This window comes from Rhodococcus yunnanensis NBRC 103083 (assembly GCF_001895005.1).
Taxonomy (GTDB): Bacteria; Actinomycetota; Actinomycetes; order Mycobacteriales; family Mycobacteriaceae; genus Rhodococcoides; species Rhodococcoides yunnanense.
Genome location: NZ_BCXH01000004.1, coordinates 231097 through 257801, shown reverse-complemented (window position 1 = coordinate 257801; position 26705 = coordinate 231097). Strand labels below are relative to the sequence as shown.

The 26705-nt window shown below is 63.2% G+C and carries 24 protein-coding genes and 1 pseudogene; 18 read left to right on the top strand and 7 right to left on the bottom strand.

All coding sequences use genetic code 11. The features are described 5' to 3' along the window. Positions 1-53: 53 nt before the first annotated feature. The 12 genes from RY1_RS09460 to RY1_RS09405 all read left to right on the top strand — a co-directional run bounded on the left by RY1_RS09460 (position 54) and on the right by RY1_RS09405 (position 11761). Complete coding sequence (locus RY1_RS09460) at positions 54-1247, top strand: ABC transporter permease (RefSeq protein ID WP_072803272.1); 1194 nt, start codon at positions 54-56, stop codon at positions 1245-1247. Between the two features lie 177 nt (positions 1248-1424). Next, positions 1425-2219 carry a LamB/YcsF family protein gene (locus tag RY1_RS09455; RefSeq protein ID WP_072803271.1) on the top strand — a complete coding sequence of 265 codons (795 nt, stop codon included), beginning with the start codon at positions 1425-1427 and terminating at the stop codon, positions 2217-2219. 35 nt (positions 2220-2254) lie between these two features. Further along, positions 2255-2986, top strand: a complete 732-nt coding sequence (locus tag RY1_RS09450; protein WP_072803270.1) for a 5-oxoprolinase subunit B family protein — start codon at positions 2255-2257, stop codon at positions 2984-2986. Then, a complete protein-coding gene (locus RY1_RS09445) occupies positions 2983-3981 on the top strand; it encodes a 5-oxoprolinase subunit C family protein (RefSeq protein WP_072803269.1) in 999 nt (332 codons plus the stop codon). Before RY1_RS09450 ends, RY1_RS09445 begins: the two co-directional genes overlap by 4 nt. A 157-nt stretch (positions 3982-4138) precedes the next feature. Then, positions 4139-4783, top strand: coding sequence for an RraA family protein (locus tag RY1_RS09440; protein ID WP_072803268.1), 645 nt, complete (start codon positions 4139-4141; stop codon positions 4781-4783). 140 nt (positions 4784-4923) lie between these two features. Then, positions 4924-6237: an MFS transporter gene (locus tag RY1_RS09435; protein WP_072803267.1), complete on the top strand. Its 1314-nt coding sequence runs from the start codon at positions 4924-4926 to the stop codon at positions 6235-6237. Positions 6238-6276: 39 nt separating this feature from the next. Continuing rightward, positions 6277-7068: an SDR family oxidoreductase gene (locus RY1_RS09430; RefSeq protein ID WP_072803266.1), complete on the top strand. Its 792-nt coding sequence runs from the start codon at positions 6277-6279 to the stop codon at positions 7066-7068. An 89-nt stretch (positions 7069-7157) separates the two neighbouring features. Further along, a complete protein-coding gene (locus RY1_RS09425) occupies positions 7158-8303 on the top strand; it encodes a pyridoxal phosphate-dependent aminotransferase (protein ID WP_072803265.1) in 1146 nt (381 codons plus the stop codon). 44 nt (positions 8304-8347) lie between these two features. Beyond that, a complete protein-coding gene (locus RY1_RS09420) occupies positions 8348-8986 on the top strand; it encodes a TetR/AcrR family transcriptional regulator (protein WP_218019784.1) in 639 nt (212 codons plus the stop codon). Further along, positions 8983-9756 (top strand): SDR family oxidoreductase, encoded by a 774-nt coding sequence (locus RY1_RS09415; protein WP_072803264.1) that lies wholly within the window; start codon positions 8983-8985, stop codon positions 9754-9756. Before RY1_RS09420 ends, RY1_RS09415 begins: the two co-directional genes overlap by 4 nt. Positions 9757-9773: 17 nt before the next feature. Beyond that, positions 9774-10790, top strand: a complete 1017-nt coding sequence (locus tag RY1_RS09410; RefSeq protein ID WP_072803263.1) for an L-idonate 5-dehydrogenase — start codon at positions 9774-9776, stop codon at positions 10788-10790. A 32-nt stretch (positions 10791-10822) separates the two neighbouring features. Next, the gene (locus RY1_RS09405) at positions 10823-11761 is read left to right on the top strand and encodes a D-isomer specific 2-hydroxyacid dehydrogenase family protein (protein WP_072803262.1); all 939 of its coding nucleotides are present in this window, start codon (positions 10823-10825) and stop codon (positions 11759-11761) included. 45 nt (positions 11762-11806) lie between these two features. Here RY1_RS09405 and RY1_RS09400 read toward each other — a convergent pair whose 3' ends face one another. Both RY1_RS09400 and RY1_RS30550 read right to left on the bottom strand, forming a co-directional pair. Next, entirely contained in the window at positions 11807-12739 is a 933-nt protein-coding gene (locus RY1_RS09400) for a glycoside hydrolase family protein (RefSeq protein WP_072803261.1), read from the bottom strand. A 113-nt stretch (positions 12740-12852) separates the two neighbouring features. Further along, the gene (locus RY1_RS30550) at positions 12853-14109 is read right to left on the bottom strand and encodes a PA14 domain-containing protein (protein ID WP_245819571.1); all 1257 of its coding nucleotides are present in this window, start codon (positions 14107-14109) and stop codon (positions 12853-12855) included. Between the two features lie 16 nt (positions 14110-14125). Here RY1_RS30550 and RY1_RS30545 point away from each other — a divergent pair, with 16 nt between their 5' ends. Beyond that, entirely contained in the window at positions 14126-14392 is a 267-nt protein-coding gene (locus tag RY1_RS30545; protein WP_245819570.1) for a hypothetical protein, read from the top strand. A 29-nt stretch (positions 14393-14421) separates the two neighbouring features. On the opposite strand, the pseudogene RY1_RS30980 reads toward RY1_RS30545, so the two are convergent. The 5 genes and pseudogenes from RY1_RS30980 to RY1_RS09375 all read right to left on the bottom strand — a co-directional run. Further along, positions 14422-14646: pseudogene (locus RY1_RS30980) on the bottom strand (carbohydrate-binding domain-containing protein); the annotation flags it as partial. Between the two features lie 672 nt (positions 14647-15318). Continuing rightward, complete coding sequence (locus tag RY1_RS09390; protein WP_072803259.1) at positions 15319-16086, bottom strand: 3-ketoacyl-ACP reductase; 768 nt, start codon at positions 16084-16086, stop codon at positions 15319-15321. Continuing rightward, a complete protein-coding gene (locus RY1_RS09385) occupies positions 16083-17591 on the bottom strand; it encodes a flavin-containing monooxygenase (RefSeq protein ID WP_072803258.1) in 1509 nt (502 codons plus the stop codon). Before RY1_RS09385 ends, RY1_RS09390 begins: the two co-directional genes overlap by 4 nt. Positions 17592-17610: 19 nt before the next feature. Next, a complete protein-coding gene (locus RY1_RS09380; RefSeq protein WP_072803257.1) occupies positions 17611-18468 on the bottom strand; it encodes an alpha/beta fold hydrolase in 858 nt (285 codons plus the stop codon). 180 nt (positions 18469-18648) lie between these two features. Further along, positions 18649-19593: an alcohol dehydrogenase catalytic domain-containing protein gene (locus RY1_RS09375; RefSeq protein ID WP_072803256.1), complete on the bottom strand. Its 945-nt coding sequence runs from the start codon at positions 19591-19593 to the stop codon at positions 18649-18651. A gap of 576 nt (positions 19594-20169) precedes the next feature. Here RY1_RS09375 and RY1_RS09370 point away from each other — a divergent pair. The 5 genes from RY1_RS09370 (at position 20170) to RY1_RS09350 (ending at position 26478) form a co-directional block, all read left to right on the top strand. Next, entirely contained in the window at positions 20170-22011 is a 1842-nt protein-coding gene (locus RY1_RS09370) for a flavin-containing monooxygenase (RefSeq protein WP_245819569.1), read from the top strand. 46 nt (positions 22012-22057) lie between these two features. Beyond that, on the top strand, positions 22058-23485 hold the full coding sequence (locus tag RY1_RS09365; protein WP_072803254.1) for an aldehyde dehydrogenase family protein: 1428 nt from the start codon (positions 22058-22060) through the stop codon (positions 23483-23485). After that, positions 23486-24550 carry an alcohol dehydrogenase catalytic domain-containing protein gene (locus RY1_RS09360; protein ID WP_072803253.1) on the top strand — a complete coding sequence of 355 codons (1065 nt, stop codon included), beginning with the start codon at positions 23486-23488 and terminating at the stop codon, positions 24548-24550. Positions 24551-24619: 69 nt separating this feature from the next. After that, complete coding sequence (locus RY1_RS09355; protein ID WP_072803252.1) at positions 24620-25381, top strand: IclR family transcriptional regulator; 762 nt, start codon at positions 24620-24622, stop codon at positions 25379-25381. 38 nt (positions 25382-25419) lie between these two features. Beyond that, positions 25420-26478: a zinc-dependent alcohol dehydrogenase gene (locus RY1_RS09350; protein ID WP_072803251.1), complete on the top strand. Its 1059-nt coding sequence runs from the start codon at positions 25420-25422 to the stop codon at positions 26476-26478. Positions 26479-26705: the final 227 nt, after the last annotated feature.

Here is a 26705-nt window from a genome sequence, read left to right as displayed (position 1 = left end):
CATTCCTGTATTTAGCAAGCATCAAATTACTCGCGACAGGAAGGCTTGCGATCGTGGCACACGAACACAACACTGGGCAGGATTCGTCCCGCGACAGCAATCACGACGCCGGCAAACACGACACCAGCCAGCAGAACGCCGGCGCCATCGCCGCAGCGCCCGCAGACGACGCCGAGACCCGGGAGCCCGCACCTTCGTCGGAAGCAGCGCACGCTGGTGCCGGCGCCGGGGACACCCCGATACGGGTAGTCGCGCAGGCAATGATCCTGCCGCTGTTCTTCGTCCTCATGTTCTCGCTCTGCTATGTCAGCGCGTTCCACCACCCGATTCCGCGCGATGTCGGCCTGGTCGTCGTCGGTCCCGACGCCGCAACGTCACAGATCGCCGCGGGTATCGAGCAGTCGTCGCCAGGATCCTTCGAGGTCACGACGTCGACTGACCTCGCAGGAGCGCTCGACCAGCTCGCGTCGCAGAAGACAGCGGGCGTTCTCGAACTCGGCCAGGAGCTCACCGTGCACGTGGCGTCGGGCAGCGGCTCACTCGTGGCGCAGACGGTCGAACGTGTTGCGCAGGGGATCGCCGCATCGTCGGGGCTTCCGTTGGCCATCGACGATCTCTCTCCCCTCTCCGCGGGCGACTCGACCGGAACTGCGTTGTTCTACTTCCTGATCATCGCGACCATCGGTGGGTATCTGTCCATCACGGTGCTGTCGCAGGTCGCCCCGAGGATGGCTGTCGGACGCCAGCTGAAGGTACTGGGAGTGATGGGCACGCTGCTGACGTTGGTCTCCTTCGGCATCTCGTCCATCTTCGTCGGCCTGTACAACGCCTCATTGCCCGCTGTACTGATCACGATCGCGGTCGGAATCGCCTACACCATCATCGTCGGCATGGTCTCGATCTTCTTCAACAAGCTCCTGGGCCGGGCAGCGATATTCGTGGTGATGTCGTTCGCGATCTTCGTCAACTTCCCGAGCGCCGGGGGCGCGATACCGGCGTCCTTCCTACCGCCGTTCTGGGAAGCCGTTCACAGCTTCTGGATCGGATCCGGTGCGATGCAGTCGATGCGTTCGGTCATCTACTTCGACGGGCATGGACTCGGCAACGGCTTGATCATTCTCGGAGCATGGCTGGTTCTGGCCGCGGCCGCCCTGTTCGCCATCGCCCGACGCGACAAAGCAGTTCCGGTGGCACCGGCGAACGAGGAGAAGAACGAGGTGCTCACACCAGCCGGTTCGGGCGTGTAATCCTCCACTCCGGCTGGATCGACGAAGTAACCAGTGGGTAAACGTTACCGAGACCCACGAAGAACCGTTGACACCGGCGTCGGCGAAATGCGAAGCTCTTCTCATATCTGAAAGGTGCCTCGTTGCTGACGCCGGTCGGACGGCACGGGCAGACTTCCCCTGACACGTAGGAGAATCATGTCGCAGAACTCGGTAGCACTGGTCGCTGACATCGGCGAGAGCTTCGGCAACTACACGCTCGGAGACGACAACGCCATATTGGACCTGATCACGGCAGCCAACGTCGCGTGCGGATTCCACGCCGGCGATCCTCGCGTGATGGAAAGGACCGTCCGCGCCTGTATCGAGCGCGGGGTCGAGATCGGTGCACATCCCGGATACCCCGACCTCGTAGGGTTCGGAAGGCGCGCCATGGCCTGCACGGAAGACGAGATCCGCACGGACACGCTGTACCAGATCGGCGCGCTGAGCGCCTTCGTCACAGCACAGGGCGGGACGCTCAGCCACGTCAATCCGCACGGACGGATGGGAAACCTGACCGTCACCGACGCCGCACACGCCCGCGGTGTCGCCGAGGCGGTCGCAACGTTCGACCCCTCGCTCGTCGTCGTGACACAGGAGGGGCTGCTGGCCGAGGAAGCGCGAGCTCGTGGACTCGAAGTAGCTCTCGTGTTCCTCGCCGATCGCGGCATGGAAGACGACGGCACTCCCGTGCTCCGCACCGAACCGGGCGCCCTGATTCACGACGTCGATGTCATTGCCGCACGCACGATTCGGATGGCCGTCGACGGCGTCGTGACGTCGGTGCACGGCAAGGACGTTCCGCAGGTGTGCGATCTCGTACTGCTGCACGGTGACAACGCGGGCGCGATCGAGAACGCCCGAACCATCAACAAGGCGCTGCGCGAGTCCGGTACCGAAATAGCCCCGCTTCGGTCGATCCTGTCCGCCCGAAACGCAGTGTCCGCCTGATCCGGCGCCGGCACGGCACAGAAGGACGCTCGTTGATGTCCGACACATCGACCCAGGTCCGGGTCAAACACCAGCAGTACGGTGACTCCGCAATCATGCTGACCATCGCCTCGGACGACAAGAACCTACGCGGATCGGCCACCCGAACGGTGCGTACGCAGGTGATCGCGGCACGGCTCGCCGGAGTCACCGACATCGTCGCAGGTCTCGATTCGGTTCTCGTACAATATGATTGCGCGCAAGTCGATGCCGTCGACGTCGACGCCGCACTACGAGGCGTGGTCGACGCCGCGCTGTCGACGACCGCCGTCGACCGGCCCGGTCGACTATTCGAGATTCCTACCGTCTTCGGTGGCGACTTCGGCCCCGACCTCGATGGTGCCGCAGCGGAACTAGGTATCGGCCCCTCCGAATTGATCGCCCGATTCACGAGCGCCGCGCACGTGGTCGAGCTACTCGGATCGGGCACAGCGCCGATGATGCGAGCACCTCGGCTCGGCGGATCTCTTGCCAGGCGGACCGCCCCTCGCTCGGCCGTCCCGGGTGGTGCCGTGATGGCAGCAGGAGAGAACTCGATCATCGGGCCTGCGCCTGGCCCGAGTGGATGGCGCATCCTCGGACGAACCCCGTTGAGGCTGTTCGATATTCATCGAGACCCAGTGGTTCCGTACGAGCCTGGCGATCGGTTCACCTTCGTCGCACTGCCCGCCGCCGAATGGGACATCCATTGTGGACGCGCACTGGAGCCAAGCGAAGTAACATCATGAACGCGGGTCTGCGCATCCTCGAAGCCGGGTGGCTGACCACCCTGCAGGATCTCGGCCGCAGCGGCGTCGAGGAGTTGGGCATCCCGATCAGCGGTGCCGCCGATCAGTATTCAGCCTCTGCCGCAAACCTTCTGGTCGGCAACGAGCGCGCAGCCACGTGCCTCGAGATCATGGGGACGCGATTTTCGGCGGTCGCAGAAACGGACCTGCTGATCTCGATAACCGGAGCGACGGCAGAGATCCACCTCGACGGACTTGCCGTATCGATGTGGCAACCGGTGTGCATTCGCGCCGGGTCGGTCGTCACGGTGACAGGTGTGCGCGACGGCATTCGCCTCTACCTCGCGATCAACGGAGCGATCGAGACCGAACGGTTCCTCGGGAGTGCGGCCCCCGATGCGCGCATGGGATTCCCCCAGCGCATCCACACCGCCGACATCGTCCGCGTACGAACGAGATACATGGATCTGTTCCACCCGTACTCCGACATCCCGCTGTTCGATCCGCACGTGGTGGTTCCCGAGCTGGGGCGTCGGACATGGACGATCGATGTCACGGACGGGCCCGAGATCGATGCGGCCCCGGGCATGAAGGACCTGATCGAAACGAGCGTCTACACCGTCGGCCCCAATTCCGATCATGTCGGCCTCCGCTTGGACGGACCCGTTCTGCATCCGGTGGGGCTGCCGGAGATCACATCGCACGGAATCCCCATCGGCGCAATCGAAATACCTCACTCGGACGAGTTGATCATTCTCGGCCGCGCCCGCTCACTCACGGCCGGCTACCCCATCGCCGCGATCGCAACCAAGGTCTCACAGTCGCGCCTCGGCCAGGCCGGACCTGGCCGAAGGCTTCGTATCCGTTGGGTCACAATGGACTTTGCAGTGCAGTCCTATCGCGCACAGGAGCGCGATCTGACCGAACTCGAGGCCACCATGGCCTCGCTCTTCGCGTCCATCGGCGTGCCGGCGGGCGTCGGCACCTTCGCCTGATCGACGCGGGGCACTCACCGCGTTCGCCGTCCACGAGACGTAACTCAGTCTTCACACAGGACTATTGACCAAATTCTTCAAAACCTGGAAACTTCTTTCAAACAAGAATATCTTCTCACTTAAGATCTACGTCACACCCTCCGAAGGGAACAGTTCCATGACCTCGACCGCTCCGCTCGTCCGCGTCGCCGAAGAATGGGTGCGCCCGTCGCCCGAGTTGATCGCCCGCTTTGCCCAGTACCCGGTCGCGAACCTGGGCGATGCCATGGATCGACTGGGAATCTGCGACGCAGGCATCGTCCCTGTGTGGAACGGAGCCCGATTCGTCGGCAGCGCACTTCCGATCCTCACCGCCGCCGGAGACAATGCCGCGATCATCGACGCGCTCGAATTCATTCGTCCAGGTGACGTCGTCGTCGTCAACGGTTTCGGTCACCTGCAGCGTGCGGTGATCGGTGACAACCTGACCCAGCGTTTCGCCGCACACGGCGCAGTGGGAGCCGTCGTGGACGGCTGCATCCGCGATCGCGACATCATCACCGAACTTCGATTCCCGATGTTCTCCCGAGGTGTCACCCCCGCCGGCCCGTACAAGAACGGTCCGGGCGTGATCGGATCATCGATCGCAGTCGGCGGAATCGTCTGCAACCCAGGCGATATCGTCGCGGGAGACAGTGACGGCGTCATCATCGTTCCGCCGGCCCGAGCCGAAGAGGTTCTCGCTGGGGCTGCACAGATCGCCGAGCGGGAACTTGCGCTCGATGCCGAGGTCGCAGCGATGTACGCCGCCGCCTCGCACTGACACTCCTTCATTTCGACGCCCCCCTTCATTTCGACGCCCCCTTCATTTCGACGCCCATCGATGCAGCTGGGTATCGGCACCATCTCGGGTGAGCCCGGCCAACCCGCACGACTACAGCGACTTCGAAAGAGAACCAAGCCATGACAGCAACTCAGGATCTACCAACGGCGAACAGCCAGGCCACAGTGGTCAAGAAGGTCACCGTCGCCGGCGCCATCGGATCTTTCGTCGAATGGTACGACTACGGCATCTACGGCCTGCTCGTTCCGACGCTCGCGATCGTGTTCGCCCCGGGCGGTGGATCCTCGGGCGGCATCATGCTCACCTACGTCGGATTCCTCATCAGCTTCCTCGTTCGACCGTTCGGTGGCGTTATCTCGGGATATCTCGGTGACAAGTTCGGGCGCAAAACCCTACTCGCCGTGCTGATTCTCATGATCTCGGGCTCCACTGCCGCGATCGGCCTCATCCCCAGCTTCGCGACCATCGGATGGGCCGCACCGATCCTGCTCATCGCCATGAGAATGATTCAGGGCTTCTCGGCGGGCGGTGAAGCCTCGGGTGCGATGTCCTTCGTCGGCGAGTACTCCGACGACGACAAGCGTGCGCGGACCACATCATGGTTGGCCATGGGATCGTTCACCGCCCTCCTGTTCGGCAGCCTCCTGTCGAGCGCGCTCATCTCGATCATGGGCCAGGACATCCTCGAATCCTGGGCATGGCGAATTCCGTTCCTGTTGGCCGTGCCCATGGGCTTGGTCGGGTTCTACATTCGCAAGCGGCTCGAGGACACACCGCACTTCACTGCGCTCCGTGAGGCCAACACCGTCGAACGGAACCCGCTCAAGGTTGCGCTCACGTCCAAGCGGCACCTCAAGGCGATCGGCATGACCATCGCGCTCCCCGCCCTCAACGGACCCGGCTACTACATTCTCTTCGTCTACATGCCCACGTACCTGAAGAAGGAACAGGGATTCAGCCAGCTCCAGGGACTTGCCGTCACGGCGATCAGCCTCATTGCGATCCTGATCGCGATTCCTTTCGCAGCCCGTCTGTCCGATCGCATCGGCCGCAAGCCGGTACTGCTGTGGTCTGCCGTCGGAATGGCTGTCGCGTCGTACCCCTGCTTCTACCTCATCTCGCAGGGTCAGATGGCCCTCGCCGCCGTTGCGGGTTGCGTTCTTGCAGCACTGTTCGCGGGCCACGCCGCAGTCATCCACGTCCAGCTCGTCGAGCTGTTCCCCACCAATGTCCGCTACAGCGCGTACAGCATCGGATTCAACATAACAACGGTGATCTTCGGCGGCAGTGCGCCGCTGGTGATGAACTGGCTCATCGGCCTCTCGGGCGACAAGAGCATTCCCGCCTATGCCGTCATCCTGACCGCCGTGATCACGGCCGCAGCGACCCTGAAGCTGGTGGAGACCGGCGGAAAGCCGCTGGCCGACCACTAGTTTCACGCACGCAATCCACTACAGCAGGAGACACCGACGATGACATCCACACTCTCGAACAAGGTCGCACTCGTCACCGGCGCCGGCACCGGGATCGGGCGCGCGGTCGCCGAGGACCTCGCTCAGCAGGGGGCAACGGTGGTTCTCGTCGGACGTAGACGCGAGGTGCTCGACGAGGTCGCAGAGGCCATCACGGCTCGCGGCGGCCGAGCGGCGGTCCGCCCCACTCACATCGAGGACGCAGCCGACGTCGCTGCGCTCGTCGAGTGGGTGCGGAAGGAAGTCGGCCCGGTGGACATCCTGGTCAACAACGCAGGCGCCGCGAGCAACATCCTCAACGTGCGGTGGATTCCGGAGGACGAGTGGAACCAGGTACTCGGGGTCAACCTCACCGCCGTGTACCTGCTCACCCAGGCGGTACTTCCCGACATGATCGATCGCGGAGAAGGCACCATCATCACGGTCTCCTCGCTCGCCGCGCTCCGTCCGAACCTGCTCGGGGGCGCTGCATACGGCGCAGCCAAGGCCGGGGTGCGCAACTTCATGACTTACTTGCACAACACTTTTCGTAACGACGGGATACGGGCGACCTGCATCCTGCCCGGAGAAGTCAGCACCCCGATCATGGACAACCGAGCACAACCTCCGAGCCGCGAGGTACGCGAGGCCATGGTCCAGCCCGAGGACGTCGCAAGGGCGGTCGTTCTGTGCGCGACTCTGCCGGCGCGAACCGTCATCGAGGAACTCGTCATCGCACCTACCTACCTTCGGGACACCTCGGGTGATATCGAGGCCAGCCGTTGGAAGGGTTCACCTTCCGAACTTCGGTGATCTTGACCAGCTCCGAGATAAATGAGAAACTTCTCTCATATGAGAGACGATCCCCTCCTCACAATCGACCAGAAGGGTCCGGTGCGCCCGTGATCACGTTCTCCCCATCCGCTGCCGTACGACGCGTCGAAGAAGCGTCGCTGCGCGTGCAGCAGCCGCAATCGACCGGCGACATGGTTTCCCTCGCCATGGGTGAACCCGACTTCGATACCCCCGAAGCCATTCGCACGGCCGCGGCGGACGCGTTGCACTCGGGCTACACGCACTACTCACCACTGCTCGGAGACCCGGAACTGCGTTCCGCCGTCACCGAGACCGTCCTCGCTCGTTCCGCCGCTGCGTCATCGCACAACGAGGTGCTGATCACGCACGGCGGGACGGGCGGCCTTGCTGCATCGATTCTTGCCATCGTCAGCCCGGGCGACAAGGTCGTCATCCCGGACCCTACGTATTCGCTGTACGCAGATCTCGTCAATCTTGCCGGTGGACAGTGCATTTCGGTACCGCTGCAGGACGACCTGCACTGGGATCTGGACGCACTGGCCGACGCGTTGGTCGGCGCCTCGCTGTTCGTGTTCTGCAATCCTTCCAATCCCACCGGAATCGTGCACTCGGCAAAGGAACTGGAAGTACTCGCCGACATCCTGCACAGGAGCGACACGATCGTCATCGCCGACGAGGCATACAGCGAATTGGTCTACGGCTCCGAGGCTTTCGTCTCGGCACTCGACATCCCCGCCCTCGCCGAGCGCACCATCTACTGCCAGACCTTCTCCAAGAGCTACGCCATGACCGGGTGGCGCGTCGGATACCTCACCGGGCCTCGCGAGATCATCGCGGCATGTGCGCGTGTCCACAACACCGCGAACGGCTCGGTCAACAGCGCCGTTCAACGGGCAGCGCTCGTCGCGCTCACCGAGTGCTCCGGCGAGGTCGCAGCCATGCGCGCTATCTACGCACAGCGCCGTGAACTGATGGCAACCGAACTCGCGAAGATCCCCGGACTCGACGTCGGAGTCTCCGACGGAGCGTTCTACTTCTTCCCGAAGTATTCTGTCGACCTTCCATCGGTCCAGGTTGTCGCCGCACTCCGCGACCACGGTGTCGCACTGCGTCCTGGCGGCGAGTTCGGCCTACACGGTGAAGGGCATCTTCGCCTGTCCTATGCTGCAAGTGATTACGCGATCACCGAGGGGGTCGCACGACTCGGACGTGGCCTCGCGGCCCTGCAGTAGTCGAGTACAGCACGACAGGTCCGAACGAAGGGAAGGCCTCCGAGATGCCAGCAGCGAAAAAGCCGATGCGAAGTGACACCGAACGGAATCGTCGCAATCTCATCGCGGCAGCTGTGAGACTCAGCGAGCACGCCGAGGGCTCGGTCAACATGACCGACGTCGCGAAGGCTGCCGAGGTATCCCCTGCCACCGCATATCGGCAATTCGGTTCGGTCGAGGAGATTCTCGCCGAGTATCGATTCGAAGTCGGCTGCCGGATGCGCGATTACGGTCGCACACTGGAGGAGACCGGACTCGAGCGCTTGAAGCTTCTGTGCCAATGCTGGGTCGATCTCGTCGTCGAGCACGGCGAGGCAATGGTGTCCAGCCGTTCGCGGCGTGGATATCTCGATCGCCTCCGCCAACAGACGTACTACCTGACCGTGCAGGCCGAGGCGCTCGAAGGAGCGCTCAGCGATGCAGCAGCGGAACTCGGAATCCCCGACGTCGGAGACGAAGCGCTCTTTCTGTGGAATCTACTGTTCGACCCTCGTGAGATCTTCGATCTCATCGAGACCGTCGGCTTGAGCGCCGAACACACCGCACGCCAACTGTATGCAGCCCTACGCGGAGCACTTGCCGGTTGGTCGTCCGAACGCGGAACAATCGATCTCGAACGATCATGGACTGGAGTACGGGTATGACGGGTCATCCGACCTTCGACATCGCCGGGCGGATCGCCCTGGTGACAGGTTCGAGTCGCGGAATCGGGTACGCGTTGGCGACGGGGCTCGCGGAAGCGGGGGCCGTCGTCGTTCTCAACGGCCGAGATCCGCAGGCGCTGAGCGCTGCTCGGTCGGACATCGCGGACCGAACCGGGGCGGACGTGCGGGCCTACGCTTTCGACGTCACAGACTCCGCCGCGGTCACCGATGCGGCGGCACGCATCGAGTCCGAGGTCGGGCCGGTACACATCGTGGTGAACAACACCGGAGTGCAACATCGTGCGCCGCTCCTGGAGTTCACGGATCAGGACTTTCACCGCGTCATGGACACCAATCTCACGAGTGCATTTCTCGTGGGCCGCGAGTTCGCCCGGGCGATGGTCGAGCGTGGCGCAGGCAAGATAGTCAACATCTGCTCGGTTCAGAGCGAGCTGGGGCGGGCCGGGATCGCACCGTACGCTGCCAGCAAGGGGGCACTCAAGATGCTCACGCGCGGCATGTGCGCCGATTGGGCTCGTTACGGATTGACAGTGAACGCACTGGCCCCAGGCTATTTCGACACCGAGCTCACCTCGGCACTGGTGAACGACACCACGTTCACCGACTGGCTCGTCGATCGCACACCTGCGAGACGGTGGGGCCAACCGGAGGAGCTCGTGGGCACCCTCCTGTTTCTCGTCTCTCCCGCTTCGAATTTCGTCAACGGACAGATCGTGTACGTCGACGGCGGCATGACCGCCGTCGTATGAAAAGAAAGGCTTCAACTGTGCTTGCATGCGTTGTTCATGGAGCGGGCGACGTTCGCGTCGAGGACATTGCGCGACGGTCCCCCGCCGCAGGCGAAGTCTCCGTCTCGGTCGCTTACGGCGGCATCTGCGGATCGGACCTGCATTACGCACACCGAGGCGGAGTCGGAGACTTCCTCGTCGAACAACCCCTCGTGCTCGGCCACGAAGTAGTCGGAACCGTGGAGGAATTGGGTCAGGGCACCACCGGACCAGCCGTCGGTACACCGGTCGCCGTTCATCCCGCAACCCCGTGCGGAGTCTGCCCCGAATGTCTCGACGGCCGACAGAACGTATGCCGTGACACGCGCTACCTCGGCAGCGCCGCCCGAATGCCGCACGTGCAAGGTGGTTTCGCGCAACAGATCGTCGTGCCGGCCGACCAGATTCGCGTGTTGCCTACCGGCCTGTCGCTGGAACTCGCGGTTCTGGCCGAGCCACTGTCGGTTGCACTGCACGCGGTCTCGCGCGCCGGTGACGTCCGCGGTCGACGCGTCCTCGTCACGGGCGCCGGACCGATCGGCTGCCTGACCGTCGCCGCGCTCGCGCATGCGGGTGCAGACGCGATCTTCGTGTCCGATCTCGTGCCCGAGGCGCTCGCCATCGCCGCAGCCGTCGGCGCCACCAGCACTGTCCTGGCCACCGACACCGAGGCACTGCCCACCGACGTGGACATCGCCATCGAGGCGTCCGGCGCACCTCCAGCGTTGGCGACCTGCATCTCCAGCGTCAAGCGCGGGGGACGCGTCGTTCAGCTCGGCCTGCTCCCCCCTGGTTCTGTTCCTCTTCTGGGAAACCTGCTGGTGACGCGGGAAATCGAGCTCGTAGGCGCATTCCGATTCGGAACCGAGATCGATGAAGCACTTCGACTCCTCGCCGACGGACTTCCCGTCGAACCCGTTCTCACGCAGACATTTCCGCTGTCCCGGTCGGTCGAGGCAATTGCACTCGCCGGAGACCGAGTCCGAGCGAGCAAGGTAGTACTGGACCTGCGCTGACCCAGCGCACGACACGAAGGATTTCTCAGCTCATGGCATCGCCCCACATTCATCGCCCGGAAATTCATCTCGGACCGACGCAGCCGCCGCATCTCGTCGATGCGATCGAGCGAGCCGGGGCCACGGTGGTCGACTCACCGAAGGCGGACGCCATCGTCTGGACCGGCTCACCCGATCAGTTCCCGGCGACCGTGCCGGATTCCGTTCGCTGGGTCCAGTTGCCATCGGCGGGTGTCGAGTCGTGGTTCGCATCCGGCACGCTGGTCGGCGGCGGTTCTCGGGTGTGGACGTCGGCGGCAGGCGCATACTCGTCCAGTGTCGCGGAGCACGCTCTCGGACTTCTCATCGCCGCTACGCGCCACTTCCCGGCGCAGTTCGCAGCCGAGAGCTGGGATCAGGCCGGGTTCGGTGCGATCTCGCGTTCGCTGCGCGGCGCAACGGTCGCAATCGTCGGGTGCGGCGGCATCGGTCGAGCCTTGATTCCGATGTTGACCTCCGTCGGAGCCGACACCCTCGCCGTCACGCGTTCGGGCAAGCCCGTGGACGGTGCGATCGAGACCGTCGGAGCCGACAACCTCGCCGAGGTCTGGCCACGAGCAGATCACATCGTCCTCGGCGCACCGGCAACCTCGGACACTCGTTACCTCGTCGGTCGTCCGGAACTCGAAGCCATGAAATCCGACGCTTGGTTGATCAACATCGCCCGCGGCTCCCTGATCGACACCGAAGCGTTGGTCGCGGCACTGCGCGACGGCGAGATCGCAGGCGCCGCTCTCGATGTGACCGAGCCCGAGCCCCTGCCCGACGGCCACCCGCTGTGGACGCTACCGAACGCCATCATCACCCCGCACGTGGCGAACCCCCCGTCGTCGCTCACGCCCGCTTTCGCCTTCCATGTGGGAGAGAACGTTCGTCGATTCGTGGCGGGCGACGAGTTGAACGCGGTCATCGACCTCGACGCCGGATACTGATCCTCTCCCCTGTTCGAGCGGAGGTTCAATTCGTGGATGGAGCGGTCATGCAGGCTCCCGCATGACACCGACGTGCCGCACTGTCCCGGACAGCCCAGGGAGCTCCTTCGGATCGGACCAGGTGTTCAACCCGTCCTTGCTGTCGGAGTAGAGATACTTGCCCTCGGTGTAGGCGTCGAGGTACAGGCGCCAGGTGCCGTCGGGCAACTGGGTCACGGCCGGACCCTCTCTGAACTTGCCCCAGTTTCCCGGAGGCACGTACGTGTAAGGCCCTGTCAGCGATGGGGCCACGGCATGTTCGATGACCTTCTTCGTCTCGTTCTTGGTAATCGCGTGGTAGGTCGAACCCACTTTGACCACGGTGGTGTCGATGTGGTCCGCACCGATCCCGGCGAGCGGAACAGGCAGGCTCCACAACCTGAGCGACGGATCGAGCGCAGTCATCAGGTAAGGCACGAAACCTCCGCCCGTCGACATCGACAGGATGACGTTGACGCTGTTGCCGTCCACGAACCACTCGGGCGCCCAGGCCTTGGTGGTGAACGGCGACAGCGACGGCCCGTCCGCGAACCCTGCCGATCCGGTGGGGCCGAATGGGTTGACCGGGCCCTTGCCATCTCCTGTGCCCGGCAGCAGCGCGCAGCAGAACGGGACCGGCCAGTTACCCATCGGCGTCCACTCGATGCGGTCTCTGCTCCGTGCGAAGCCGACGTTCGCTCCGTTGCCCGTGGTGTAGGTCAAGTAGTACAGGCCGTCCGAGTTCCGGAAGATACTCGGATCGCGCACCAGACCTGACGGCGGCCGATACGCCGACAGGGCTGCGGATTCGAAATCGGTGCCGTTCCACGACTGGTACACGTCCATATCGCGGTCGCTGGCATTGCTGAAGGCCACCATCGTGTATTGCCAGCCGGATGGTGCCGCCCCGCTGACTCCCGGAGTTGCAATCATGAAGCTTGCAACTCCGAGAATCACCATCGAAATGACTGATAATCGAGATCGTCTGGTCCTTGTCACCGGTGAAGTATCCACGAAACAACCGAACCATGCGTTACTTTTGCGCCACTCACGGTCGATTGAAATCGATACCATCAGCGTGCTTGCTGGCAGCCTGTGTCGAATGCCGTGGCCATCTGGACGTCCGTCGAGGTGAACGTGGGTGCCAAGTAGCGCAATTTACCGATGAGAGACTTCGGTAGTGCGTCGAGTGCCATCGGATAGGTCGAGCCGTCGTCCGGACTCTGCGCGTAGATCGCGAAATTCGCCGAACCGTCCGCGTCGAATCCTCCGTACGTCTGCAACGCCTTCGCGACCATCTTCTGGAACGGATTGAGCCCGGCCGCATCGAGGTCGAGACTGGGATCGAGCTGAATCCTGATGCCTTCCGGAACGCCTCCGACAGTCGTGCCGTCCGACCGGGTGGCGGGATAGAGGAAGTCCGCCGAATTGTTCGGAATGGCGAAACGCAGCGCGTGATCGATCACCCCGGCTTTGACGTCTTGCGGAGTGATGGTGCCTGCCACGTAGGACAGGTCACCACCCGAATGCGCAGGACCACTCGCGTGGGCACCCGACCCGGTGTAGGCCGGGTAGGTGGCCTGCGCGACGGCAGTTTTGCGGCCCGCATCGAACGCCTGGAACTCGTACAGGCAGCCGTTGCTCTCGTCGATGATCGACAGGTGCGCGTCCGCATCCGGTGTGGGTCGGTACGACGGCAGATACGGAACGGTGATCGTCTTGTTCGAGTTCGTCACCTGCACCGAGACAGTCGGCGTACCTGCAGGCGCTTTGTAGATACCCGTCGACCACTGTGACGAATTGACGTTGATGGCATTGTTGCGAGAGTCGTTCGCGACCAGATTCCGCCATGCATCACTGTTCGGATGCACGATGGCATTGGACGGAATCGGCTGATTCCAGAAGGAATTCGCTGCGAAGTAATTCCCGTTGTTCGCGCTCGGACTCGTCCCTGTCTGGGTGATCGAGAAATGCTCGTGCCCGTTCTTCGTCGGATTGGACACCGCGACGGAAACAGAATGAACCCCGGCAGTGACATTCGCCGTGGCGTGATACCGGCCCCACGTCTGGTTGGGCCAATAATCGATCACGGTATTGCCGTCGATCTTGGCTTGAATTCCTACGAAACCGGTCTGAGCATTCACGTTGTAAGTACCCGAGACCGGAAAATTGATGGAGCCGGTGTACAGCACCGAGAAATTACCGGCATTCACTCCGGGCGCGGGAGATCTTCCCTCCCAGGTACTTCCGACCGAGTACTCGCATCGACTCGTCACCGGCGTGCCCGTCGCGCTCAGATTGTTGTAATACGTGGCCAGATAGAGATTCACCCCGCATATCCCTGTAGTGGGCGGCGGTGTCGTGGTCGGCGGCGTTGTCGTTGTCGTCGGCAGCGTTGTCGTCGTGGTGACCGGCGGCTTCGTCGTCGTGGTGACCGGCGGCTTCGTCGTCGTGGTGACCGGCGGCTTCGTCGTCGTGGTGACCGGCGGCTTCGTCGTCGTGGTGACCGGCGGCTTCGTCGTCGTGGTGACCGGCGGCTTCGTCGTCGTGGTCACCGGCGGCTTCGTCGTCGTGGTCGGCGCCGCCCCGATCGCGGTCACCGATCCGATGTAGGCATTGCGATCGCATGCGCCGAATCGGAAGTCGTTGGTGAAAGTGAGTGCAATCGAATGCTTTCCGGCGGTCAGCGGCGTCGCGATGGCGTAGTTCGACCAGCCTGCGGACAGGATGAAAGTTCCTGCCGCTTTGCCGTCTACCTGAACCGACACCACGGGTGCTCCGAAGCAGTTGTCTCCGCGCGCACGCACAGTCGTCTTGGAGGAGGCCGAAGTGGTGATCTGAGCGGTCGCTGTCGACTCGGACCACATACCGAGAGCTTGGCCACCCGGTGCGGCACTCTCGGCGAACAACGCTCCGGCAGCCTGGGGCACCAGCGCAAATGAAGGCGCCAACACGGTGGCATCTTGCGCGGAGGCAGTGGGTGGATAGATCAGCACGCTGACGAAAAGGGGCAACAACACAGAAAAGATCAGCGCAGAACGTCTCATTGATTCCGCCTTGGTTAGGTTGCCCCAATAGCACCATGAACCACATTGGTTAACAATAAGCACACGGTTTGTCTTGAAACGACCTGGAAACCAAGAGACCGTCGGAGTTCGAAATACGGGTAAAAAGATTGTAATTGCGGGTCCAACACGGCAGTCACCGTATTTATCGATCGATTGTCGTGCTTTCGGTCGACTGAGGCCCGCGCTCCCACCCGATCGGCCGAGACCGTGAGGCGGTGCCGATCGGGTGAGCGGACCGATCTACCGACTGCGCCGGTGTCAGGCCGTGCGTCGCCCCGCAGTGGCCGGATTCGCGGTGAGTTCGGCGCAATTCGGGTGCAAGGCGGTCGGCAAAGCAGGCCTGGACGCGGCGGCGCCCGAAAGGTATCGCCGACACCGCAATGTCGGTCCTCCCACGGCCCGTGAGGGAGCACACCCGCCGCTCCAGCAGCCTCGATGCCGTCCCACGGCGAACGGTAGTGCTCGTATCCGCTAGCGCACCTGCGGAATGGTCACACCGCCTGCCACCCAGATGGATTCGCCGGTGGTGTATGGCAGCAGACCGGTCGCGAGTGTGGTAACCGTGCGAGCAACGTCCTCGGGTGTCCCCCAACGACGCAGCGGTACCGAATTCGCAACGAGGTCGTCGATACGGGGCGCTGCGGCGGCCGTCATCGGAGTGCGAATGAATCCCGGCCTCACCTCGTGCACATGAATGTCGTCGACGGCGAGACGCGCCGCGAACAGCTGAGTGATCTTGCCTACTGCAGCTTTTCCGATCGCGTACTGCGCGCGATCGTACGAGGCGATATGTGCCGCCATCGAGGCAATACTGACGATGCTTCGATAGTGCGGTGACTGCGCCCCGACCATGTGGCGGGCGACGTTCTGCGACAGGAAGAAGGTGCCCCGAAGGTTCACGTTCAGCGAGCGATCGAAGTCCTCCGGCGCCACATCGAGAATGTCCGTCGGTGGACGCACCGCGATACCGGCGTTGTTGACGAGAGTGTCGATCCGTCCGAAATCGGCGACGATGCGATCGACGACGCTACCGTGATCGTGCACCGCGGCGATGTCGAGCTGGTAGAAACGGAATCCCTCGGGAAGAGGTACGTCGTCGGCACCGGGGGCGATCAGATCGACGCACGCTCCGCGAAAGCCGTTGGTGGACAATTCATCGACGATGGCCCGACCGATACCACGAAGACCACCGGTTACGACGGCGACGGGTCGATCGGTCGACACGACTTCGGCGCTCATCCGACCGACACCGACGGGGCGGCGACGGGAGTGTCGATCGAGTAGGCATCGGGCTCGAAGGTGGCGTTGAGTTCACGGAACGCGTGCATGAAGTCCGGCCAGATGAGCGTCAGGGCTCCGGTGCGCCGATCGACGTACCAGTTGCGGCATCCGCCATCGAGCCAGACCGTGCCCTCACTGCGCTGCCGCACATCGGCGACGTACTCGGCCTCGGCCTCGGACGTCACCTCCAGCACGTGGGCGCCTTCTTCCTCGGCGAACGTCACGGCTCCCAGGATGTAGTCCATCTGCGCCTCCAGGATGTAGATCGCAGAGTTGTGGCCACTACTGGTGTTCGGACCGTTCATGATGAACAGATTCGGAAAGCCGTGCGTGGTGTTCGACGCATAGGCGGTCATGCCCTGACTCCACGACTCTGCGAGCTGCAGTCCGTCACGGCCGTAGACGACGTTGGCGAACACCGGCTCTGCCGCTTCGAAACCGGTCGCGAACACCACGACGTCGACCTCGAAAGAGTTGCCCGCGGCGCTTATCACTCGACTGCCGTCGATCCGCGCGAGCGCGGACGCCTCCAACGTGACGTGATCTTGTTGTAGCGCAGGGTAGTACAGGTCCGAGCCGAGCAGTCGCTTGCACCCGAGTTCGTAGTCGGGAGTGAGCTTCGCTTTCAGCTCGGGATCGCTGACACTGCGGTCGAGGTGACCGAGAGGAATCTTCCGACCCGCCTCCAGATATTTCGGCACCCCTCGGCGGGCTGCGAAGTTGGCCTCCGCGGTCCAGAAGGTCTCGGTGCGAAGTGCACGGAGGGTGTCGGGACTGCGTTCGAACAATCGCTGATCGGCTTCGCTGTACACCGGGTTGGGTGACGGCATGATGTAGGCGGGACTGCGCTGGAACACGACGACCTCGGACCCGACCTTGGCAAGCTCGGGGAGAAGCTGGATCGCGGATGCGCCCGATCCGATCAGGGCGATGCGCTTGCCCTCGAGGGAAACCTCGTGGTTCCACCGTGCGGAATGGAAGTATTCGCCCGCGAACGAGTCGACGCCGGGCAGGTCGGGCAGCTTCTCGTCCGCAAGGTGGCCACACGCGGTGACGAGGAAGCGTGCCGAATAGGTCACGCTCGGTGTCTCGACGATCCAACGGCCCGAATCCTGATCCCACGTGGCGCGGTCCATCGGGGCATCGAAACGCAGGTAGGACAGGAGTCCTTCCTCACGCGCACAGGTACGGAGGTATTCCAGAATCTCCGAACCGGGGGCCCGTACGCGTGACCAGTGCGGATTGGTGCGAAAAGAGTACGAATACACGTGGGAGGGGACGTCGCACGCGACGCCTGGGTACGTATTGTCCCGCCACGCACCGCCCAGATCGGACTCACGTTCGATGATCACGAAGTCGTCGAAGCCGCTGCGTTTGAGCTTGATACCCATTCCCAATCCGGCGAATCCTGCGCCGACGATCACGGTATCGGTTGTGACGGTGAGGTTCTCGTTGTTCGGCATCTGTAATCCTCCAGTTTCGCTACGGCTGCGCCGGAGCGATGACGGCGCCTGCGGGGTGTCGATGGGCCTTGGCTAGAAAGGTTTGCGTGATGCTGAGCAACTCGGCCGGCCGTTCGACGAGGACGGAGTGCCCTGCGGCTATCTCGGTGTAGCGGGCATCCGCGATCGCTCCGAAAAGCGCGAGACTGTGGTGGCGCGGCACCATCAGATCGTGGGTACCTCCCACGATGAGCGTGGTCGATGCGATGTCCGACACTCGGTCGGAGATGTCGACGATGCGGTTGAGCTCCATTTGCAGCGCACCGAAGTTGCTGGGTTTGCCAGGAGGCGCAACCACATCCATCTCGGCGGGAGTGCGCTTGGCAACGTACGGGGCTGCGAACGCGAACAATCGCGAATACGCCTTCATGGCCTCCGGGTCGCCTGCTGCGCGGAGCACTCGGTACAGGTCGTTGCGCAGGATCTGCTGATTGTCGGTCTTGATCCACCCGGCGACGAGCACCAGACTACGTACTCGACCTGGGTGATGGGCTGCGTAGGACGCGGCGACCACGGCGCCCAGTGAATAGCCGAGTACCGCGATGGGCCCGGAAGGCAGGACGGCGTCGACGACTGCGCTCACCTGATTCTCGAGGTGCTCGAGAGCGAGCGCGTTCACATCCGCTGGCTCCGCGAAGTCCAGGGAGATGACCTGCTGTCGTGTCGCGATCATGGGAAACAGCATCGCGAAGTGGGTTGCGGTGGACCCACCGGTGCCGTGTATCAGCACCAGCGGTGGACGCGTGGGGTGCGGTGTACCCGACACGAAGTAGTGAACCTCAGCGCCGTCGACGCTGACCACGCCTTCGTCGACGGAAGTTGTCAGATGCACGGGCATGTCGAAGACTCCTCGATGTATCGGATGTCCATTGAATGGACCAACATATGAGACTGGATTGCTGGAGTACGTCCGCGCGTTTCATGAAATGGCGATCGAGGGGACTCTCAGCAGCAGATTCATCGTGCGTCAGCCGATATCGGGGTGTCAAGCGCATAGTCCATTGTATGGACTATTTTGTCAATTCTCCATGAGTGCAACCAGCCGCCCATCCGCGGTCCCGCGGGACAATTGGTCGAGACCTGCGGGGATGTCGTCGAACGTGATCGTGGTGATCTTCGGATCGAGTTCGCCGGAGGCCAGCAACCCGTACACGGATTCGAGATCTTCCTTCGTCCCTCCCATGGTCGCAACGAGACTGATCTGCTTCATGACCATCAGCCAGATGTTGACCGTCGCTTCCTTCTTCGCCATCCCGGCTTGAACGACGCGACCTCCACGTCGGACTGTTTCGATGGCGGCGGCGGTCGTCGTCCCGAAGCCCGCGAAGTCGACGATGACGTCGAGATGATCGTCTGCGCACTCCGCGATGTCCCTGACCGTCTTGATCGCACCGAATTCCCGTGCCAGCGGCCACGTTTCTTCTTTGATCTCGGCGACGTACACCTCTGCGCCCGCCAGCACGGCGATGCGCGCGCCGATCTGCCCGAGTCCCCCGAATCCGATGATTCCTATTCTGACTCCAGGCCCTGCCTCACCGGACACCATCACCGCGTGATGCGCGGAGGCCCCCGCATCCGCTGCGAGAGCGGCCTGCTCGAAGGCCAAGGAGGCGGGCATGTGAACCAAGGCATCCGCGCGGGCCACGACTTTGCGGGCGAATCCGCCGTCGCGCATGATTCCGGGAACAGCAGACCCCACGTTCGCGATGCCGACCCGATCTCCGATGCTGAAACCCTCGACACCCTCTCCGACGGCGGACACGACCCCGGCCGTCTCGTGACCGAGGGTCACCGGAAGCGGCGCAGGCAATGGGTAGTCGTCCTCCTCGAGGAACCCTACGTCGGAGTGACACAACCCCGCGGCTCTGACATCGAGCACCACTTCACCCGGCACTGCGACGGGATCGGGCAGATCCCTCAGGACGAGCGGAGCGTGAGTTCGAGTGAACTGCCATGCCTTCATAACTAGGATCTCCTTCAAGTATCTACAGACGAGAATCGGCTGTTTCGCCACCGCACCCAAAAAATGAGTGCAAGTATGAGCAACGTCCACACAACGGACCCTTGCTCGGGTCGATTACGGATTGGCGACCAGCTCGATGCCCCATAGTGCACCAAACACAGGCACTCAACACAGTCAACGTTCACTTTTGGCGTGTTTCCGTATCGCCCACTGGATGGACATCGATGAGACCAGCCAGACCAGGTGGTCTGAAACGATCCCTCCCTGGGGATTCTCGGGCGCGGACACTCGTCCCTCTCACGGCATCCGACGCGGTGTCGGATTGCGCCCGTCGATCCCTGCACTTCTGTCGGAGGAGACCCGGCAGCGTCGATGCCTATCCTGGAACTCGCATGAGTGACGGCCATCTCGCACGTGGGACATTGTTGCTGCCGTCACACGTGCGGACACGACACATTCGTGGTTCCGGGTCGCCGGCAAGCCGGAGGGACCGTCACCGGACGGCCTTCGGCCTTCGTCCGACGCACCGTGAACTCCGCTCCACACAGAGCAGTTCGTACACCAATGGAGGTAGATGTGACCGATAGGGACATCGCGCAGCAAGGCGCTGGCACCACGCTCGATTTCGATCCTGCGAAGCTGCGCGCCAAGTATCGCGAGGAGCGCGCCAAGCGCCTACGCGGCGATGGCGCTCAGCAATACTCGAAACTCGAGGGAGACTTCGCCGGCCTCAAAGCTGATCCCTACGTCGAACCAGGATTCACCCGCGAGCCGATTGCCGACACCGTGGACGCCGTCATCATCGGTGGTGGATTCGGCGGGATCTTGACCGGAGCACAGCTGCGCCGCAACGGTGTGGAGAAGATCAGGATCATCGAACGCGGCGGTGACATCGGCGGTACCTGGTACTGGAACCGTTACCCCGGCGCGGCCTGTGACGTCGAAAGTTACATCTACCTACCGCTTCTCGAAGAAATCGGTGGTCTGCCGCCCAGGAAGTACGCCACTGCACCCGAGATCTGGGAACACACGAAGAAGATCGCGCACAGGTTCGACCTGTACGAGCTCGCCTTGTTCCAGACCAGCGTCACCGAGGCGGTCTGGGACTCCGAGAGCGAGACCTACACAGTGCGGACCGATCGCGGCGACGAGATTCGAACTCGGTACCTGATCACCGCCACCGGCTCGCTCTCCGAACCGAAGCTCCCGGGAATCGCAGGCATCGACAAGTTCGAGGGTCACATGATCCACACCAGCCGTTGGGATTACGACTACACCGGCGGTGACCAAGGCGGCTCGCTGAGCAAGTTGGCGGACAAGCGGGTAGCGATCATCGGCACCGGAGCGACTGCCGTGCAGGTGGTTCCGCACCTCGCCGAGAGCAGCAAGCACCTGACCGTCTTTCAGCGAACGCCGTCCTCCATCCACGTGCGTGCCGACCGGCCGACGGACGAAGAATGGTTCCGCAATCTGCCCGAGGGGTGGCAGAGGGCCCGGATGGAAAACTTCACCAAAGCCTTCAGCGGCGTGGACGTCGACGTCGACCTGGTGAACGACAGCTGGACGCAGTCGTACTTCGATGCCGCACGCGCCGCCGCGGAGGGCGACGTGGCGCCGCATCAGCTGGCGAACTACATGAAGATGGAAGACGCTCGCGCCCGAATCGACCAGGTGGTCGAGCGACCCGAGACCGCCGAGATGCTTAAGCCTTGGTACAACTTCTTCTGTAAGCGCCCGTGTTTCCACGACGGTTATCTGGACGTGTTCAACAGAGAAAACACGACTTTGGTGGACACCGACGGACGCGGCGTGGAGAGCATCGACGAGACAGGTCTGTGGTTCGGTGGGGTGCACTACGAGGTCGACTGCATCGTCTTCGCGACCGGTTTCGAGGTCGGGACGAGCTCGGGTTCGCGCACCGGATTCGTACTCCACGGACGTGACGGAGTCACCCTCGGCGAGCATTGGGAGAACGGGTTCCGTTCACTGCACGGGCTCGCCGTCCACAACTTCCCCAACTACTTCATCATCAACAGCTTGTCGCAGGCGGGCTTGACCGCGAATTTCGCGCACATGCTCAGCGTGGAAGCCGAGCAGGTCGGATACATCATCGGCGCCGCCATCGAGGGGTCGGTGAAGACGGTCGAGGTGACTGCGGACGCCGAGGAGGCCTGGGTTCAGGAAATCATCTCGGTCGCCACCGACAACGAGATCGGCGCCCAGAACACCGCGTTCCAGGAAGAGTGCACACCCGGCTACTACAACAACGAGGGCCAGCCCTTCCTCCGCGCAATTCAGAACGGGCCGTACGGCCTCGGCGCAGTGGCATACATACAGGTGCTGGACGACTGGAGAGAAGCCGGCACGCTGGAAGGTCTCTCCCTCACTCCTGCACCCGTCGCTGTCGAAGCGCGCTGAGTCCGGTCCCTCCCACGCGGCTGTCAAAAAAATCGAAGGATTTGTCATGATCGAAAGAAAAGCGTTCTACATCGGTGGCGAATGGGTCCTGCCGAGTGCGGGTGACATCACCGAAGTACGCGATCCAGCAACCGGCGAACTCGTCGGCGTGACGCCGCGAGGGTCGGCGGACGACGTCGATTCCGCGGTCGCTGCCGCCCGCGGGGCATTCGAATCCTGGGCGGCGACGCCACCACGTGACCGCATCGCGGTACTCGACCGGGTTCGGGATGGGCTGCGGGAACGCAATGACGAACTTGCAGATCTCATCAGCTCCGAAATGGGCGCACCACAGGCATTTTCGAGAGTTGCGCACGCAAGAATGGCAGTGAGCAACTTCGATTTCGCAGCGCGCGCAATGGAAGAGATTCTCGACGAGGGTGAAGAAACCATCGGTTCCACCCTCGTCGTTCGAGAGCCGGTCGGAGTAGTCGGCGCCATCACGCCGTGGAACTTTCCGCTGCATCAGATCTCCGCCAAGGTCGCACCGGCCATCGCCGCCGGCTGCACCGTCGTGCTCAAGCCGAGCGAGGTCGCTCCGCTGAGCGCCTACGTGCTCGCCGAGATCTTCGCCGAGGCGGGACTGCCTGCGGGCGTGTTCAACCTCGTCGGCGGCGCAGGCCGGGTGGTCGGCGAACGCATCGTGACGCATCCGGACGTCGACATGATCAGCTTCACCGGATCGACGGAGGCCGGTGTGCGCATCGCCGAGCTGGCGGCTCCGTCGCTGAAGAAGCTGACACTCGAACTGGGCGGCAAGAGCGCCAACGTCCTGCTCGATGATGCCGATCTCGCAGTCGCCGTCCCGGCCGCACTGAAGCAGTGCTTCGCCAACACCGGACAAGCATGTGCCGCGCTGAGCCGCTTGCTCGTCCCCCGCACACTGCTGGCCGAGGTGGAGCGAGTCGCAGCCGAGGCAGCCCTCACGTGGACGGTGGGCTACCAGTCCGATCCGTCGACCAAGCTCGGGCCGGTCGCGTCACTCGATCAGCAGAAAAGCATTCTCGGATACATCGATTCGGGTATCTCGGAGGGAGCCAGGCTCGTCACCGGGGGGTCGACTCCGCCGATCGACACCGGTGCGTTCGTCTCGGCGACCGTGTTCTCGGACGTCACCGGCGACATGACCATCGCACGAGAGGAGATCTTCGGACCCGTTCTGTCGATCATGCCGTACGACACCGAAGACGAGGCCGTCCGAATCGCGAACGCTGTTCCATACGGCCTTTCCGGAGGCGTGTGGTCCGGCGATCGCGATCGCGCCGTGGCATTCGCTCGCCATCTCCGCACAGGACAGGTGGTCATCAACGGTCAGCCGCTGAACCTGCGCGCGCCGTTCGGCGGGTACGGCCGTTCCGGTGTGGGACGCGAGTACGGACGCTACGGCCTCGACGAGTACTTCGAGATCAAATCGCTCCAAGGAGCAGGCGAATAGATGCTGACCGCATGGTTTTCCGGAGCCGGCCGGATCGACGTCCGTGAGGTCGACGATCCCGTGATCGTCGACCCGCTCGACGTCATCGTGGACATCACTTTTGCTGGAATCTGTGGGTCCGACCTGTGGGGCTATCGCGGACTCCTGAATCGGCCCGCAGGTAGCACCGGACACGAATTCATCGGTCGGGTACGCGAGATCGGGCGGGACGTTCGCTCGGTCGTACCAGGGGACAGCGTCATCGCTCCCTTCGTCTACTCGGACGGAACGTGTACCGAGTGCAGGCGGGGACTGCACTCACACTGCGCCAACGTCGGACGGTGGGGGAAGGAGGTCTCGGGCGCCCAGGCGGAGCGGATACGCGTTCCCTATGCGGACGCAACCCTCGTCAAACTCCCTTGGGACTCGTCCGACATCGACGCCGAACTTGCTCGAAAACTGGTCCCTCTCACCGACGTCTTCGCGACCGGCACCCACGGCGCAGTACTCGCCGGCGTCGGCGACGGCGATGTAGTTGCCGTCGTCGGGGACGGCGCCGTCGGGATCTCGGCCGCGATCGCCTCTGCACGAATCGGCGCGGAACGAGTGATCCTGTTCGGCGAACAGATCTCTCGGCTGTCCGTCGCCGCGGAACACGGGATCGAGACCGTACTGATCACCCGCGACGACGATGTGTCCGAACGACTCCGCGCGATCAACGACGACGTACTCGCCGACCGGGTGATCGAGTGTGTGGGTCTGCAGAGCGCTTTCGACGGCGCACTGAGCCTTGTCCGACCCGGCGGGTCGATGGGGTTCGTCGGTGTGCCGCACGGAGTCGACGAGCTTGCGCCCATGCGCATCTTCGACAACGAGACACGGATTGCCGGTGGGGTGGCGCCCGCTCGTCACTACCTCGAACAGTTCGTCGAGGACACAGCCGCAGGCCGGCTGGACGTATCGACCCTCATCGACTCGGTGTTGCCGTTCGAGGAGGTTGCCGCAGGTTACGAAGCGATGAGCAGCGGTAGCGCGCTGAAGGTCGTGGTGTCGATCGCCTCGCGCGAGACACCGACTGGTCGATGATCGCCGTACTCGAACTTCCGATTCGTACAATCGGTGCACCGAATGTCCGAGCGAGCCGAAGGAATACCTATGCCGACCGACTCGTCATCGGACCTCACACGCAGAGTTCTGCAGATTCTCACTACTCTGGCGCAACGCGGTGAGACCGGAATTCGCCTCGTCGACGTTGCACGTTCGACCGAAATACCCCGCGCAACCGTCCACCGCATACTCAAGGATCTGATCGACGCCGGATTCGTCACGAAGGCGGACTCGGGGACGTACGCACTCGGGTATGCAGTGTTCGAACTCGCGCTCAGTGCGCCCGCACCCATCATGGATTTCACCGGGTTGCGGGATATGGCCCGATCGTTGGCCGACCGATGCGGCGACACGGTCTACGTCGCCGTCCGCCAGTTCGACGGCGTCAACTACGTGATTCGAGCCGAGGGTGACTATCCGCTTCAGACGCGAATTCCCGTGGGGACGAACCGTCCGTTGGCACGAAGTTACACCGGCATCGCGCTTCTCCCCTTCGTCGGCGCCGAGCAACGAGCTCGTGCCATCGCAGCACGCGTCGAAGGCCTCGAACCCGACGTGGCCGACTCGATCCGAGCCACCATCGCAGATCTCAACAGCCAGGTAATCACACAGGGCTACTGCGACTGCAGTGCAACAGATTTCGTTCTACCGGGTGTCGCCGGACTGTCCACACCCATTCGGACCGATCGCACCCCGTACGCCGCTGTAGCGATCTCGGCAGTCTCGCCGCGCCTTCCATCCGAGCGAATCGAACCTCTCGCGCGATTACTCCTCGCCACGGAGAAGCAGATGCGGGCCTGCTTCGCCTGACGCGGCACCACACACAACCATGACCAAAGGACACGAGCATGCTCGCAGTAGTACTGAATGGCCGGCACGATGTCGGCCTGCAGGAAGTGCCGAAGCCGGTTATTCAGACCGACACCGACGTCGTTCTCCGCGTGACGGCCAGTGCGATCTGCACGAGCGACGTCCACTACGCCGAGGGGTTCCTGCCCATCGACGAACCGATCCTGCTCGGCCACGAATTCGTCGGAATCGTCGACCAGGTCGGCGACAGAGTGCGTGGCCACCGGGTGGGCGACCGGGTCGTCGCCTCTCCGTATGCCTGGTGCGGCGGTTGCGAGATGTGCCGCAAGGGGCAGGAAAGCTGGTGCCCCAACGGCGCACTGTTCGGTAGCGGAAAGGGATGGGGTGATCTCTCGGGCGGACTCGCCGAGTACGTCCGAGTTCCGAACGCCGAGGACACCTGCATTCGGGTGCCCGACACCATCTCCGACGAACACGCAGTGCTCGCGGGTGACGTATTCGGAACCGGCTTCTTCGCTGTCGAACAATGCGATCTGCAGCCGGGTCAGACCATCGCCGTCTTCGGTGCCGGACCCATCGGACTCAGCGCCGTCCAGTCGGCGGCTCTGCGCAATCCCGCCCGGATCTTTCTCGTCGACGTTCTCGACAGTCGCTTGGAACTGGGCCTAGCCATGGGCGCAACCGACATCATCAACTCCTCCCGCGTGGATCCGGTCGAGGAGATCCGAGCCGCTACCGACGGCGGTCACCCCTTCCTCAGCGGTGTCGACGCAGCCGCCGACTGTGTGGGACTGGAAGCCACCGTCGACCAGGCAGGCAAATCGATCACCAAGGGCGGGACCCTGTCGATCGTGGGAGTACCACGACCCGGCATGTTCGGAATCGACTTGCAATCAGCACAATTCGCCGGACTCACCGTGAAAGTGGGAATGACTCCCCAGCGTTACATGAGGCGCATTCTCGGCCTTCTCGAACGCGGCCAGATCGACGTCGGGCCCCTGACGACACACATCATGGACCTGAAGGATTTCGACAGAGCATTCACGATGTTCGCCAACCATGACGACGGTTGCCTGAAGGTCGTCCTCAAGCCATAGCGAGACGATTCGGGCAGGCGCGGGCCCACTGTCGGTTCGCGTACAACCATGCCCCGAATCAGGTGTGGTGCGGGCAATAGTCGATGGCGAATGTGACCTATGCGACACACTGTCGCACTCGCGCCGCAGAATCCTGGACTGCTGGCCGATATGGACGGCCCGATCCCTTTCGTAGATTGATCGAGCAACGGACGAAGTGCCCGGACCTGCGGATTTCGCCGGCATCG